The sequence below is a fragment of the Amycolatopsis sp. La24 genome (assembly GCF_029087445.1).
GTDB classification, from domain to species: Bacteria; Actinomycetota; Actinomycetes; order Mycobacteriales; family Pseudonocardiaceae; genus Amycolatopsis; species Amycolatopsis nivea.
On record NZ_JARACH010000003.1, the window covers coordinates 269,020 to 282,318 of the forward strand.

The 13,299-nt window shown below is 70.6% G+C and carries 14 protein-coding genes; 6 read left to right on the plus strand and 8 right to left on the minus strand.

The window, feature by feature from the left end; genetic code table 11:
* Positions 1-482: 482 nt before the first annotated feature.
* Positions 483-1,850 carry an IniB N-terminal domain-containing protein gene (locus PUT80_RS06490; RefSeq protein WP_238604644.1) on the plus strand — a complete coding sequence of 456 codons (1,368 nt, stop codon included), beginning with the start codon at positions 483-485 and terminating at the stop codon, positions 1,848-1,850.
* Here PUT80_RS06490 and PUT80_RS06495 read toward each other — a convergent pair.
* On the minus strand, positions 1,844-2,650 hold the full coding sequence (locus PUT80_RS06495; RefSeq protein ID WP_238604645.1) for an SDR family NAD(P)-dependent oxidoreductase: 807 nt from the start codon (positions 2,648-2,650) through the stop codon (positions 1,844-1,846). The two genes, PUT80_RS06490 and PUT80_RS06495, sit on opposite strands and share 7 nt — an antisense overlap.
* Before the next feature lie 13 nt (positions 2,651-2,663).
* Entirely contained in the window at positions 2,664-4,094 is a 1,431-nt protein-coding gene (locus PUT80_RS06500) for an MFS transporter (RefSeq protein WP_275291380.1), read from the minus strand.
* Positions 4,095-4,145: 51 nt separating this feature from the next.
* On the opposite strand from PUT80_RS06500, the gene PUT80_RS06505 reads away from it, so the two are divergent.
* Positions 4,146-4,868 (plus strand): TetR/AcrR family transcriptional regulator, encoded by a 723-nt coding sequence (locus PUT80_RS06505; protein ID WP_037820749.1) that lies wholly within the window; start codon positions 4,146-4,148, stop codon positions 4,866-4,868.
* A gap of 74 nt (positions 4,869-4,942) precedes the next feature.
* Here the strand turns inward: PUT80_RS06505 and PUT80_RS06510 are convergent, their stop codons facing one another.
* The 4 genes from PUT80_RS06510 to PUT80_RS06525 all read right to left on the minus strand — a co-directional run bounded on the left by PUT80_RS06510 (position 4,943) and on the right by PUT80_RS06525 (position 7,681).
* Positions 4,943-5,740 (minus strand): sigma-70 family RNA polymerase sigma factor, encoded by a 798-nt coding sequence (locus tag PUT80_RS06510; RefSeq protein WP_107051165.1) that lies wholly within the window; start codon positions 5,738-5,740, stop codon positions 4,943-4,945.
* 393 nt (positions 5,741-6,133) lie between these two features.
* Positions 6,134-6,418 carry a metalloregulator ArsR/SmtB family transcription factor gene (locus PUT80_RS06515; RefSeq protein WP_308196584.1) on the minus strand — a complete coding sequence of 95 codons (285 nt, stop codon included), beginning with the start codon at positions 6,416-6,418 and terminating at the stop codon, positions 6,134-6,136.
* Positions 6,419-6,431: 13 nt separating this feature from the next.
* On the minus strand, positions 6,432-6,794 hold the full coding sequence (locus PUT80_RS06520; RefSeq protein ID WP_037817763.1) for a DUF5313 family protein: 363 nt from the start codon (positions 6,792-6,794) through the stop codon (positions 6,432-6,434).
* Between the two features lie 20 nt (positions 6,795-6,814).
* A complete protein-coding gene (locus PUT80_RS06525; protein ID WP_134664956.1) occupies positions 6,815-7,681 on the minus strand; it encodes an RNA polymerase sigma-70 factor in 867 nt (288 codons plus the stop codon).
* 134 nt (positions 7,682-7,815) lie between these two features.
* Between PUT80_RS06525 and PUT80_RS06530 the strand changes: the two genes are divergently transcribed.
* Entirely contained in the window at positions 7,816-8,550 is a 735-nt protein-coding gene (locus PUT80_RS06530) for an SDR family oxidoreductase (RefSeq protein WP_037817767.1), read from the plus strand.
* 39 nt (positions 8,551-8,589) lie between these two features.
* Here the strand turns inward: PUT80_RS06530 and PUT80_RS06535 are convergent, their stop codons facing one another.
* Both PUT80_RS06535 and PUT80_RS06540 read right to left on the minus strand, forming a co-directional pair.
* On the minus strand, positions 8,590-9,141 hold the full coding sequence (locus tag PUT80_RS06535; RefSeq protein WP_037817768.1) for an HAD family acid phosphatase: 552 nt from the start codon (positions 9,139-9,141) through the stop codon (positions 8,590-8,592).
* Positions 9,142-9,350: 209 nt separating this feature from the next.
* Positions 9,351-10,220 (minus strand): oxidoreductase, encoded by an 870-nt coding sequence (locus PUT80_RS06540; RefSeq protein WP_037817769.1) that lies wholly within the window; start codon positions 10,218-10,220, stop codon positions 9,351-9,353.
* Between the two features lie 152 nt (positions 10,221-10,372).
* On the opposite strand from PUT80_RS06540, the gene PUT80_RS06545 reads away from it, so the two are divergent.
* The 3 genes from PUT80_RS06545 to PUT80_RS06555 all read left to right on the plus strand — a co-directional run bounded on the left by PUT80_RS06545 (position 10,373) and on the right by PUT80_RS06555 (position 13,270).
* Entirely contained in the window at positions 10,373-11,560 is a 1,188-nt protein-coding gene (locus PUT80_RS06545; RefSeq protein WP_275291381.1) for an amidohydrolase, read from the plus strand.
* Positions 11,561-11,623: 63 nt separating this feature from the next.
* The gene (locus tag PUT80_RS06550) at positions 11,624-11,827 is read left to right on the plus strand and encodes a hypothetical protein (RefSeq protein WP_275291382.1); all 204 of its coding nucleotides are present in this window, start codon (positions 11,624-11,626) and stop codon (positions 11,825-11,827) included.
* 87 nt (positions 11,828-11,914) lie between these two features.
* Complete coding sequence (locus PUT80_RS06555) at positions 11,915-13,270, plus strand: serine hydrolase domain-containing protein (protein ID WP_275291383.1); 1,356 nt, start codon at positions 11,915-11,917, stop codon at positions 13,268-13,270.
* Positions 13,271-13,299 lie beyond the last annotated feature (29 nt).

Consider the following 13,299-nt stretch of genomic DNA (forward strand, 5'->3'; position numbering starts at 1 on the left):
AATCCCCTTAATCGGAGCGTGATCAACCTCCGCAAACGGCATCTAACGCGGATTCCGTGCCGAACTTCCGCGAAACCTCCGAAACGGCGGGAGGGCCGGGCAAACCCGGTCTCCCGCCGTTTCGGCTTTCCCGCCACGCCCGTCCCGGCGCGAAAAGCCCTGTAGGTGTCACACCAATGGGTGGTCCTGGCGAACCTCTTCGGGCGACCCGCGTCCGTCCCCCGATCGGTGCGGTGGGCGGCGCCCGGCGGGGTGGCACGACGGCAGCCCTGTGACCAGCGCGGACGCGCCGAATCCCCTAATGCCCCTAATCGGGGGAGCGGCGAAGTCCCTAGTGGGTGCCCCGGCTAACCCGGGTGACCCCCCGATGGCGGGCATTCGGCGGCGTCCTATGTTCGGAAAAGGAGCCGGCTCTGGGGCCGGCTCGTCCGTTTCTCGGACACCCCACCCCGATCCGTTGTCACCACAGGAGAATACAAACTATGGGCCCGGTGCAGACGCTGCACGAATTCGCGCTGAACCTGCTGAACGACCCGCAGTCGCTGGCGGAGTACAAGGCCGACCCGCAGGGGGTGCTGAACGGCGCCGGTCTGGGCGAGCTGAACCCCTCGGACGTGCAGGACATCATGCCGCTGGTCATGGACAGCGCCCCGCTGCCCGCCGCTCCCGCCGTCCCGGCCGTCCCCGCGGCGCCGGGCGTCCCGGCCGCGCCGAGCATCCCGGCCGTGCCGGGCGTGCCCGCCGCGCCGAGCGTTCCGTCCGCTGACCTGGGCGGTGCCTTCGACCAGGCGAACTCCGCCGCCGAGCCGGTGGCGCACCAGGTCGGCGACGGCCTCGGCGGTCTCGCCGGCGCCCTGCCGAACCTCAGCCCGGTCTTCGAGGGCGTCAGCAACGTCGCGGACGCGACCGGCCTGAACACCGTCACCCACGGCGCGCTGGGCGCGGTCTCCGGCGTGCTGGACCACGTCGCCGAGGCGACCCACTCGGTGCCGGTCGTCGGCCCGATCGTCGACGCCGCCGCGATCGACACGCAGAACACCGTCAACGCGGTGGGCGAGCACGTCTTCGACGGCAAGCTCGTCGGCTCCGCGGTGGACGCGACCACCAACCACCTCGGCGACGCGCTGACCTGGAAGGCCGTCGTGGCCGAGTCCGGCAAGCTCCCGGTCGTCGGCGGCCCGGTCAGCGGCATCGTCGAGGACGTCCGCCAGGGCGGCTCGCACCTGCTGGGCACCGTCAACGAGGCGATCGGCTCGACCCCGGTCGGCGTCCACGAGGACAGCCTCCGCGCGGACCTGACCCAGGCGACCGGCGACCTGACCCAGGCCGGCGACCTGTCCGGCACGCTGGACCACGCGACCGGCGCGGTTCCGGGTCTCCCGGCCGTCCCGGCGGTGCCGGGTGCGGGCGAGCTGCCGCAGGTGCCCGGTGTCGGTTCGCTGCCGCAGGTCCCGGGTGTCGGTTCGCTTCCGGCCGTGCCGGGCGCGGGCGAGCTGCCGCAGGTTCCGGGTGTCGGCGCGCTGCCGGCCGCCCCGTCGGTCCCGGGCGTCGGCGAGCTGCCGCACGCTCCGGCGCTGCCGGCCGCCCCGAACGCGGGTTCGCTGACCCACGCCATCGAGGGCGCGACCGCGCACGCGCCGGCCGTCAACGCGGCTGCGCACCACGTCACGAACACCGTTCAGGACGCCGTCGAGACCGGTGCCCAGCACGCGACGACCGGCGAGCTGCCGGACGCCTCGCACGCCGCGCCGGTGCTCAACGAGGTCCAGAACCACCTGCACGACGTGGCGGGCGGCCTCGAGTCGCACGCGAGCAACGTGCACCTGGACAGCCTGCACCTGGGTCACTGATCCTGGCGCGTTAAGGGTTTTCCCGCCGCGGGCTCGGGCCGGTCACGGTCCGGGCCCGCGGTGTTTTCTGTGCCGGGCAGCAGCGACAGCACCAGTTCGCGATCCCGGAAGAGGCCGCCGGTGGGAGCACCGGCCGGCAACGTCGCGGCCCACACCACGCCGCGGGCGCTTTCGCTCGCCGGGCGGGCCGTGTCCTCGTCGCCGCGTTCGGGATGGGTGGCGGTTTCTCCCGGATCGACGGCGTTGACGAGGATCGGGGTGTCCCGCAGCGCCGAGGCGAGTACGCCGGTCAGGGTGTTCAGCGCGTGCTTGGCGAAGGAATGCGCTGGCGCGCGGAGGCTCGCGCCGAGGTCGAGCCCGGTGGAGATCTGCAGCGCGGAAATGCTGGAAACATTGACGATCCGGGCGGCCGGAGCCGCTTTCAGCGAAGGAAGCAGCAGCTGCGTCAGCTGCCACGGGCCGAGCACGTCGATGTTCAATGCGGATCGGACGGCGGGCAGATCGACGTCGAGCGCGGACAGCGTCGCGAAATCGACGACGTCGCTGGCATTGTTGATCAATACGTCGAGGTGGCCGAAGGTTTCGGCCACCTGGTCGGCGGCGGCGGTCATGGTGGCGAGATCGGCGAGGTCGAGCCGTAATGCGGTGGCGTTCGGGAGTTGTGCGGCAAGGGATTCGGCGCGGGCGAGGTCCCGGGCGGTGAGGACGACGTGGTAGTCCTGCCCGGCCAGAAGCCGGGCGATGGCGAAACCGAGGCCGGCGGCGCGGCTGGTTCCGGTGATCAGGGCGGTTTTCGACACTGCGTCGCTCGTTTCAGTGGGCGGTGTGTTTCGGGAGGAATCCGACGAGGGCCAGCGCCACGAGGTAGAGACCGGCGCAGAGGCCGAAAACCAGTTCAGCGGCAGGGATCCAGGACGGTGCGGCGGCAGGTCCGACGCGGGCGAAGAAGACCGTGCCGAGCGCGGCGACACCGATGGCTCCGGCGAATTGCTGGGCGGCGTTGAGCATTCCGGAACCGCTGCCGACTTCTTCCGACGTCGCGTCGCCGAGGATGAAATCGAAGAGCGGGATGAACAACAGCCCGGAACCGGCGCCGGTGACGAAGAGGGCGGGGGCGAGCTGCCAGATGGTGATGGCGGCGCCCCAGTGCGCGATCGACCACCACAGGGCGAGCAAGCCGACAACCGCGATGGCCAGTCCTAAGTGGAGGGACGCGCGCCCGAGTTTCGCGGCGAGCACCGCGCCGGACAACAGGGTCGCGATCGCGGTGCCGGCGGCCCAGGGGAGCAGCGCGAACCCGGATTGCAGCGGCGTCCAGCCGAGACCGGACTGCAGCAAGAGGTTCACGACGAGCACGAAGCCGCTGAGCGAGGCGTAAAACCCGCCGGTGATCAGCAGTCCGAACACGAAACCGCGCTTGGCGAACAGGGACGGTGCGATGACCGGGTGGCTGCTGCGGCGTTCCGACCTGGCGAAGAGGACGAAGGCGACGACACCGGCGGCCATCAGCACGTACGTCCAAGCAGGCCAGCCGAGTTCGCGGCCTTGGATGAGCGGGACGATGAGCAGCGCTGACGCGGCGGTGAGCAGGCCGACGCCGCACAGGTCGAGGCGGGCGCCGCGGTCCTCGCCGCTGTGTCGCGGCAGCACGCGCAGGGCGAGCAGTCCGGCGAGGATGCCGAACGGGACGTTGATCAGGAAGATCGAGCGCCATTCGCTGCCGAACAGGTTCAGGTGCAGCAGCCAGCCGGCGAGGATCGGCCCGGCGACGGTGGCCAGGCCCATGATCGGGCCGAACGGCATCAGGGCTTTGCGCAGCTGATCGGGCGGGAAGACGACCTTCACCAGCGCGATGCCCTGCGGGATCATCGCCGCGCCGAACAGGCCCTGGAACACGCGGGCCCCGATCAGGAACCCGGGGCCGGGGGCGAGGCCGCAGGCCAGCGACGCGAGGGTGAAGCCGGTCATGCCGAGCAGGAACAGCCTGCGCCTGCCGAGCAGGTCGCCGAGGCGGCCGGACGTCACGAGGCCGAGCGCGAACGCCGCGGTGTAGGCCGACAGCACCCACTGCAGGGTCATCGGCCCGCCGCCCAGGTCAGCGCGGATCGAGGGGCCGGCGAGGGCGGCGACGCTGGTGTCGATGAGGTCCATCAGATCGGCGATCACGACGACCGCCAGCACGAGCCACGCCTGGACCAGCGGAAGCGGCTCGGCGCGCGTTGACGAACTAAGTTCAGTAGTCACGAACTAAGTTCTAAATGACGAACTAAGTTCGTGTCAAGCTATAGTGACGCCATGCCCGCTGCCCCCCGAGAGCGCCGCGCCGCCCGGCACGCGTCCGCCGAGGCCCCGCCGAAACCGCGGAAAGAACCCATCACGGTCGACCGGATCACCGACGCCGCGCTGCAGGTCGTCGCCACCGAGGGCTACGACGCGCTGACCGTCCGCCGGGTCACCGCCGTGCTCGGCACCGGACCGTCCTCGCTGTACGCGCACATCGTCAACAAAGAGGACCTCGACGATCTGCTCATCGGCAGGCTCTGCGCGCAGATCGACCTGCCCGAACCGGACCCGGCGAAGTGGCGGCAGCAGGTCCTGGACGTCTACGGGCAGATCCGCGACCTGTACCTGAAGTACCCCGGCGTCTCCCGCGCCGCGCTGGCGATGGTGCCGACGCATCTGGAAACGCTGCGGGTCAGCGAAGGGATTTTCGCGATCCTGCTGGCCGGCGGCATCGAACCGCAGACCGCCGCGTGGGCGCTGGACTCGCTCACGCTCTACGTCACCGCGTACGCCTGGGAGCGGTCGCTCGTCCAGCAACGGCAGCAGCACGGCGGCGAGTGGGTGCTCAGCCAGGAGGAGTTGATGGAGCGGTTCAGCGGGCTCTCGGAGGAGAAGTTCCCGCACACCCGGCGGTACGCGGCGGAGTTGACGGCCGGTGCCGGGCATGACCGGTTTGCCTTCATGGTCAACCTGATCACGCAGAATCTGGCAAGCGGGGCGCCGGAAGGTGCGTGAGGGGAACCCTGGGGGAATCAGATTCCGTCAGGGTTCCCCTCACGAACCTCGCGGGCTGCTTGGCGCGGCTGGGGTTAGCGGGGTTCCGGGATCGCCGGGTCGCAGCAGCCGGTCATCCGGGGCAGTTCGCGGTTGACCTCGGCCAGTTCGGCGGCGACCGCGTGGCACTGCCCGCACACCGCGAGGTGTCCGGCGAGGACTCCGGCCCGGCGGGCGGGCAGGGTGCCGCGCAGCCACGCGCCCATCCGGCGGCGGACTTCTTGGCACTGCGGCAATTCCGCGTCCGGCACCTGGACTTGCAGGTACGCCTGCCGCAGTCCCTCTCGGGCGCGGCGGGCGAGCACCGCGACGCCGTTCGGGGAAACGCCGAGCACCGGCGCGAGTTCCGCCGGGGTGTTGCCCTCGGCGGACATCCGCCACAACACCGTGCGCCAGCGGCCGGGCAGGGTTCGGTACGCCGACCACACCAGCCGGTCTTCGGAGCGCATGACTGCGAGTTCGTCAGCGCCGCCGTCCAGAGTTACGGGTTCCGGAACCGTGGCGTAGAGATCGATGCGGTTTTCGTGGCGGCTCCACCGGGCGAAGAGATTTCGCATGGTGGCCACGAGATACGCGGGCGCGTTCGATTCCGGGCCGCCGCCCGCCGCGACCGTGCTGAGCACGCGGGCGAAGGCTTCGGCGACGAGATCGTCGCGTTCGGCTTGCTGGCGCACCAAACCGGCGGCGACGCGGCGCATCAGCGTGACGTGCCGCCGGAACAATTCCCCGCCGGCCTGGCAATCTCCGGCGCGCACGGCGGCGAGGAGTTCGGCGTCGGTGCGCGCGTCCTCGTCCTCCTCGGTGACCAGCGTGCTGCCCAGTGTCGCGTCCACCGTGCACCTCCCACCGGACCGGCCCACACCTCGTCACGCGGGACTACTGAAAGTAACTGGTACAGCAGTGTACTCCATATGCCGCCGAGGATCCGGCAGTCGGTCGCGCGATTCCGCACCGATCGCCGCTGTCAGCCGAACGAGGAAGTCCTGGCCGTTCAAGGACATTTCGTTCGGCCGCCGACTGTCCGAAGTGGAATATTGACGGATGGTCAGGAAAGTTTTCCGGCCAATTCGGTGAAATAGGGCGTCTTGGCCGGGTGGTAGTCGGCGAAGTCCGGCTTCGGCGTTCCATTGCCGCGCCTGGGGTCTCCAACAGCAGCGCCAGCCTCCGGGCGCCGGATTCGTCGGTGGCCGAAACAGTCAGTCGTCGCGACGGTCGAGCCGCTGCTGTCAGGCGGGCGGGGCGAGAAGCTGGGTGAGCCAGGCGGTGAGTTCGGCGAAGCCTCGCAGGTCGAGGGCGTAAAACCGTTGCCTGCCCACGAGTTCGTCGCGCACCAGCCCGCTTTCCCGCAGTACACGCAGATGCCGCGACACCGCGGGGCGGCTGATGGCGAAGCGCGCGGCGATTTCCCCGGCGGGCAGGCGCTGGTGTCGCAGGAGCGCCAGGATGTCCCGTCGCACCGGGTCGGCGATCGCGCTGGCGGCCAGGTCCGCAGCGGAAGCGTAACCCTGCAGTTACGCGACCGGCTCACGGCCAGGTCGACGCACCGCCGCGGCGTTTGCGGACCGCTTTCCCGGTGCCGGGCGGAAAACCGTGCTTGGTGAGCCGGACCTCGGCGAGTTCGTCGGCGCTGGTGACGGTGAGGAACAGGCTCAGCAGCAGGCTGATCAGCAGCGCGGCGACGATCATCCCGGCGGGCATCGGCGTGACCAGGGTGAGGACGACGTAGCCGGCGATCAGCCAGGGCAGCGCCTCGGCGAAGATCCGGAACGCGAAGCGCAGCACCCAGGTCTTCGCGGTCGCGTCGTACAGCACCCACTCGCGGTACTCCTCGGGGAGTACCCCGCCGTAGACGTAGTGCAGCCAGCGCACCGGGCCGGGTCGCTTCATCCCCGCCGGGTACCCCGGGCTCAGGCGGGATACGCCCCGAGCTTGGCCGGGTTCATCAGCCAGAACACGCGGTGGATGCCCTCCTCCGACGCCGTCGCGGTGAGCACCGCGGTGACGGTTCCGCCGTGGCTCACCACCGCCGCGGGCTGGCCGTTGGCGTCGCTCCAGCGCACCTCGGCGCCGGCCCAGAACCGGTCGGCGAACGCGCGGACGTACTTCGCCACCGTGACCGCGCCGACCACCGGAATCCGCGTCGCGCGGACCGCGCCGCCGCCGTCGGAGTAGCTGACGACGTCCTCGGCGAGCAGTTTCTCCAGCGTCGCCAGGTCGCCGGAGCGCGCGGCGTCCACGAACGCGGTGAGCAGCCGCCGCTGTTCCGCCGGTTCGACGGGCGCCCGGCGTTCCGCGGCGAGGTGTTTGCGCGCCCGGCTGACCAGCTGGCGCGCGCTCACCTCGGTGGTCTGCACGATGTCGGCGATCTGCTGGTACGGGTAATCGAACGCCTCGCGCAGCACGTACGCCGCCCGTTCCGTCGCAGGGAGCTTTTCCAGCAGGAACAGCACGGCGACCTCGAGCGCGGCGGCCCGCTCGGCGCCGAGCTGCGGGTCTGCCGAGGTATCGACGGGTTCGGGCAGCCACGGGCCGACGTAGGTTTCGTGCCGGGCGCGCGCGGTCTGGCTCGCGGTGATGGCCAGCCGGGTCGTGGTGGTGGCGAGGAACGCGCCCGGGTTGCGGACGGCCGAACGGTCGCAGGTCTGCCAGCGCAGCCAGACGTCCTGCAAGAGGTCCTCGGCGTCGGCGACGCTGCCGAGCATCCGGTAGGCGATCCCGAACAGCCGCGGCCGGACCTGCGCGAACACCGAGGCGGCCTCGGCGATTTCCTCCATCGGCGGCGCGTTCCTTCCTGTTCCGGCGGGCATTCGCGAGCTTAGCGGGCCGGGGTGTCACAACTCGGCGCGCTGTCCGGTCCTGACTGGCGACGCTCGCGGCGGCCGCCGCGGCGGGAACGGAGGGAACGAGCATGAAGATCGTCGTCATCGGCGGAACCGGGCGGATCGGCTCGCAGGTCGTGGGGCTGCTCGAGGGGCACGAGGTCGTCGCCGCCGCGCCGAGCACCGGCGTGAACGCCTTGACCGGCGAGGGGCTGTCCGGCGCGCTGCGGGGTGCCGACGTGCTGGTGGACGTGTCGAACTCGCCGTCGTTCGCGGACGACGACGTGATGGAGTTCTTCCGGCGTTCGACCGGGAATCTGGTCAAGGCGGCGCGTGAAGCCGGGGTGGGGCATTTCGTCGCGCTGTCCGTCGTGGGTGCCGACGAACTGCCGGATTCCGGGTATCTGCGGGCGAAGGTCGCGCAGGAGAAGCTGATCCAGGACAGCGGGCTGGACTACACGATCGTGCGCGCGACGCAGTTCCTGGAGTTCGCGGTCGCGATCGCGGACACCTCGACGGTCGACGGCGTGGTGCGGCTCTCCGACGGCGGCACGCAGCCGATCGCGGCGGAGGACGTCGCGGTGGCGGTCGCGCGGGCCGCGGGCGAGCCGCCGGCCGGCGGGATCGTCGAGATCGGCGGACCGGACGTGCTGCCGATGGACGAGTGGATCCGGCGGGTGCTGACCGCGCGGAAGGACCCGCGCGAGGTGGTGACCGACCCGGCCGCGAAGTACTTCGGGACGGTGCTGGGCAAGGACAGCCTGGTGCCCGCGGAAGGCGCGTGGCGGGGGAAGGTCGGGCTGGCGGAGTGGCTGGGCCGGTGAACGGCGATCCCGGTTCTCGCCGGGATCGCCGCTCGCGAGTTACGAAAGCTGGCCGTCGTAATCCGGGAGTTTGAAGCCTTTTTCGTAGTCCCCGCCTTCGAGGTCGGTGGACCGGTTGCCGATGTTCGCCGTGATTGTGTAGCCCTGGTCGGTCAGGTCCGCGCGGCAGCGTTGCTTGCCTTCCGCGGTGTGCTCGCCGGATTTGCGGGTGCAGATCGCGTCGATCGGATAGCCCGCATTGCCCAGCTGCGTGCGCGCCGAGGAAGAACTGGTCCGCGCCGTCACGAAGAGGACGGACACGTGGTGCTCGCCTGCCCATTGCGCGACCGCGAGCACCGGCCGGTTCGGTTCGCCGGGGTGGTATTCGGTTTCCAGCGACGTGTTGTCGATGTCCAGCACGATCGCCAGCCCGGACCCGCCTTGCGCGACCCGGTCGGTCAGCCACGGAATGGCCGGATCGACGGCTTCGCGCACGTCGGCCTGCCATTGGTCGTAGCTGGGCAAGTCGGCTGGCGCGGCCGAGGCGGTGGCAGGCGCGGCGATCAGCCCGGCGACGGCGAGAATGGCGGCGCAGGCGGTTTTGACGTTCATCGGCGCGTTTTCTCCTTAGCGTGGCGGAAAGTGCCGTCGAGCACGCTAATCGCGCGGGGGATTCCGGTGTACCGTCGTTCGTCGGTGAATATTTCGTTCGCGGAGGAGAATTCGCGGTCCGTTCACCGGGAGCTGCGGGGGAGTTTTCCGCCGCGATTCGGGGCGATGATTGTCGACGCGGGTTGACAATCATCACCCCGAATCCGCCGTTATCCGGCGATGGTGTCCAATTCGGCCAAGGCGTCCGCGGGCAGTTCCAGTTCGCCCGCCGCCACGTTCTCGCGCAGGTGCGCGACCGACGACGTGCCGGGGATCAGCAGGATGTTCGGCGACTGGTGCAGCAGCCAGGCCAGCGCGACCGCCTTCGGGCTGGCGCCGAGCCGGGCGGCGACGTCGTCCAGCGTCGAGGACTGCAGCGGGCTGAACCCGCCGAGTGGCCAGAACGGAACGTAGGAAATCCCTTGGGCGGCAAGGGATTCGATCAGCTTCTCGTCCCCGCGGTGCGCCACGTTGTACCAGTTCTGCACGGTGACCACCGGCGCGATCGACTGCGCCTCGGCCACCTGCTCGGCGTCGACCACGCTCACGCCGAGTTCCTTGATCTTGCCTTCCTGGCGCATTTCGGCGAGCGCGCCGAACGGTTCGGCCAGCGAACCCGGCACCGGCGAGTGGCCGTCCGGTCCGCCGCCGACGCGCAGGTTCACCACGTCGAGCGCCTCGACGCCGAGGTTGCGCAGGTTCGACTCGACCTGGTCGCGCAGCTGCGCGGGCGAACGCTCGTGGATCCAGCCGCCCTGGTCGTCGCGCACCGCGCCGACCTTGGTGACGATCTGCAGCCCGTCGTAGGGCGCGAGCGCTTCGCGGAGCAGTTCGTTCGTGACGTGCGGCCCGTAGAAGTCCGCCGTGTCGATGTGGTTCACGCCCAGCTCGACGGCCGTGCGCAGGACCGCGAGCGCCTCGTCGCGGTCGCTCGGCGGCCCGAACACGCCGGGTCCGGCGAGCTGCATCGCGCCGTATCCCAGGCGGGCGACGGTGCGCCCGGCCAACGTGAACGTCCCGCCGGGGAGGTTGTCGGTCAATGTTCCGCCCTTCTTTCCTCGCCGCGCCGGTGCCGTCGCGGCTGCCGTCCATGGTGCGGCCGGTCGCGCGGCGCGGCCAGTACCCCTCGGTCCTGGGAGTGTCAGGGCCAGGCTCACGGGACAGCTGTTCGGTAATTTGGTATACCATTAGCATGGCTTCTCTCACTGTGACCGGCGTGCGCCCGTGGGGCGGCGAGCCGGCCGACCTCGTCCTCGACGGCGACCGCATCTCCGACGTCCGGCCCGCGGGTTCCGCCCCGGTCGAGGGCGAGCGGATCGACGGCGCGGGGCTGCTCGCGCTGCCCGGGTTCGTCAACTCGCACGCCCACGTCGACAAGAGCTGGTGGGGCAAGCCGTGGGTCTCCTACGGCGGCGTCGCGAGCACCGAAGGCCGCATCGCGCACGAGCGGGCCGAACGGGACGCGCTCGGCATCCCGAGCATCGAAATCGCCGAGACGGTGCTGCGCGAATTCCTGCGGCACGGCACCACCGCGGCGCGCAGCCATGTGGACGTCGACCTGGGGCTCGGCCTGCGCGGGATCGAGATCGTGCAGGAGGCCGCGGAACGGCTGGGCGGCGCGGTGGAGGTCGAGATCGTGGCCTTCCCGCAGGACGGCGTGCTGCGGCGGCCGGGTGTGCTCAAACTGCTCGACGAGGCCGCCGCGGCGGGCGCGGGCCGGATCGGCGGCCTGGACCCGGCGGGCATCGACCGCGACCCGGTCGGCCAGCTCGACGGACTGTTCGAGATCGCCGAGCGCCGCGGCGTGGGCCTCGACATCCACCTGCACGACGGCGGTGAGCTGGGCGCGTTCCAGTACGAGCTGATCGCGGACCGGACCGTGCGCACCGGGCTGCAGGGCAAGGTCACCGTGTCGCACGGCTTCGCGCTCGGCGAGGTTCCCCCGGCGCGACAGGCGGCGCTGCTCGACCGGATCGCCGAGGCAGGCATCTCGCTGGCGACGGTCGCGCCGGTGCGGGTGGCTCCGCTGCCATGGGCTGAGCTGGCGGCGCGCGAGATCCCGGTCGGCCTCGGCACGGACGGGATCCGCGACCTGTGGTCCCCGTACGGCGACGGCGACATCCTGCAGATCGCGCTCGGTTTCGCTCGCTTGCACGGCTTGCGGAGGGATGAGGATCTGACGGCGGCGGTGGAGCTGGCGACGCGGCGTGCGGCGTCGTTCGTGGGCCGGGAGCGGCATGATCTGGTGCCGGGTTGCCGGGCGGATGTGGTGTTGGTGGCGGCGGAGAACGTGCCGGACGCGTTGATGCGGGTGCCGGTGCGGTCGTGGGTGGTCGCGGGTGGCCGGGTGGTGGCGCGGGAGGGGGAGGTGCTCGTCTGAGGGGGTTGGCCGGTGGTTCTTCCGGCTTCGCCTCGCTTGCATGGCTGCCGGAGGGATGCGGATTTGACGGCGGCGGTGGAGCTGGCGACGCGGCGTGCGGCGTCGTTCGTGGGCCGGGAGCGGCATGATCTGGTGCCGGGTTGCCGGGCGGATGTGGTGTTGGTGGCGGCGGAGAACGTGCCGGACGCGTTGATGCGGGTGCCGGTGCGGTCGTGGGTGATCGCGGGTGGCCGGGTGGTGGCGAGGGAGGGCGAGGTGCTCGTCTGAGCAGTTAGTCCGATGCTCCAGTCGAGCGCGGATTTTTCCGCATCCTGAGACGAACTTTTGCTCCCGCCGCGGCGATACCTTCCCGGGATGGACAAGCTCGACGCTCTCCGCAGGCGGCTGGAGCAGGACCTTCCCGCGCTGCTGGACCACCACCGAGTCCCCGCCGCGGTGATCGCGGTCGCGGTCGGCGAGGAGACCGCCGCCGCGGCCGCCGGGGTGCTGAATCTCGGCATTGGCGTCACCGCTACGGCTGATTCGGTATTCCAAATCGGTTCGATCACCAAGGTGTGGACCGCCACTCTCGTCCTGCAGCTCGTGGACGAGGGCCTGGTCGATCTCGACGCTCCCATCCGGAACTATCTCCCCGGCCTCAAACTGGGCGACGCGGCCATCACCGTGCGCCAGTTGCTCAGCCACACCGCCGGGTTCGAGGGCGATCTCTTCACCGACACCGGCCCCGGCGACGACGCGGTGGAGAAGTTCGTCGAAACCCTCGACGGCGTCGCCCAGCTGTTCCCGCCCGGAGAGTTGTTCTCCTACAACAACGCCGGGTACGTCGTCCTCGGGCGGCTGGTGGAAGTGTTGCGCGGCAAGCATTACGAGGACTGCCTTCGCGAATACCTCGCCGCCCCGCTGAAGCTCCAGCAGTTCTGCCCGAACGCCCTCGACGCGATCCGCTTCCGCGCCGCGATCGGGCATCTCGAACCCGAACCGGGCGCGGACCTCGTACCCGCGCCGTTCTGGTCGATGCTGCGGTCCAACGGACCGGCCGGGTCGTCGCTCGCGATGTCCGCGGCGGATTTGCTCGCGTTCGGCCGCATGCACCTTGCGGGCGGCGCTGGGGTATTGAGCGCGGAGAGCACCGCGGCCATGCTGCAGCGGCAGGTCAGCCTTCCGCCGCTTGGCATCATGGGCGATGCCTGGGGTCTCGGCTGGGAGCTGTTCGACACCCCGACCGGCCAGGTTTACGGCCACGACGGCAACACCGTCGGCCAGGCGGCGTTCCTGCGGCTGGTGCCGGAAAGCGACCTCGTCGTGGCGTTGCTGACCAACGGCGGCGACGCGATGAGCCTGTACGCCGACCTCGTTCCCGCGCTGCTCAAGGAATTCGGCGGCGTCGAGGTGTCGCTGCCGCCCCGTCCGCCCGCCGAACCGGAGCCGTTCGCCGCCGACCGGTACCTAGGCACGTACGCCAGCACGGTCGCCGATCTCGTGGTCTCCCAGGACGACGACGGCCGGGTCTGGCTGGAGCAACGTCCTAAAGGGACAGCCGCGGAACTGAGCGCCGCCAGCAAATCCGAACTGGTCTTTCTCGAGGGCGACACGCTGATCCTTCGCGAGGCGCAGGGCGGAATCTACCTGCCGCTGGTCTTCCTGGGAGACGACGGTTCGGGCCGCGCGCGATACGTCCATTCGGGGAGGGCGACCCGTCGCGCCGGGTGACCGGACGGCTTTGCCCGAACTGAACGATC

Excerpts from the sequence above, each read along its gene's own strand:
- PUT80_RS06525 (WP_134664956.1), bottom strand. The coding sequence starts at position 7,681 with ATGGAGGAAATCGCCGAGGCCGCCTCGGTGTTCGCGCAGGTCCGGCCG.
- PUT80_RS06520 (WP_037817763.1), bottom strand. The coding sequence starts at position 6,794 with ATGAAGCGACCCGGCCCGGTGCGCTGGCTGCACTACGTCTACGGCGGG.
- PUT80_RS06505 (WP_037820749.1), top strand. The coding sequence starts at position 4,146 with ATGCCCGCTGCCCCCCGAGAGCGCCGCGCCGCCCGGCACGCGTCCGCC.
- PUT80_RS06545 (WP_275291381.1), top strand. The coding sequence starts at position 10,373 with ATGGCTTCTCTCACTGTGACCGGCGTGCGCCCGTGGGGCGGCGAGCCG.
- PUT80_RS06530 (WP_037817767.1), top strand. The coding sequence starts at position 7,816 with ATGAAGATCGTCGTCATCGGCGGAACCGGGCGGATCGGCTCGCAGGTC.
- PUT80_RS06490 (WP_238604644.1), top strand. The coding sequence starts at position 483 with ATGGGCCCGGTGCAGACGCTGCACGAATTCGCGCTGAACCTGCTGAAC.
- PUT80_RS06555 (WP_275291383.1), top strand. The coding sequence starts at position 11,915 with ATGGACAAGCTCGACGCTCTCCGCAGGCGGCTGGAGCAGGACCTTCCC.
- PUT80_RS06535 (WP_037817768.1), bottom strand. The coding sequence starts at position 9,141 with ATGAACGTCAAAACCGCCTGCGCCGCCATTCTCGCCGTCGCCGGGCTG.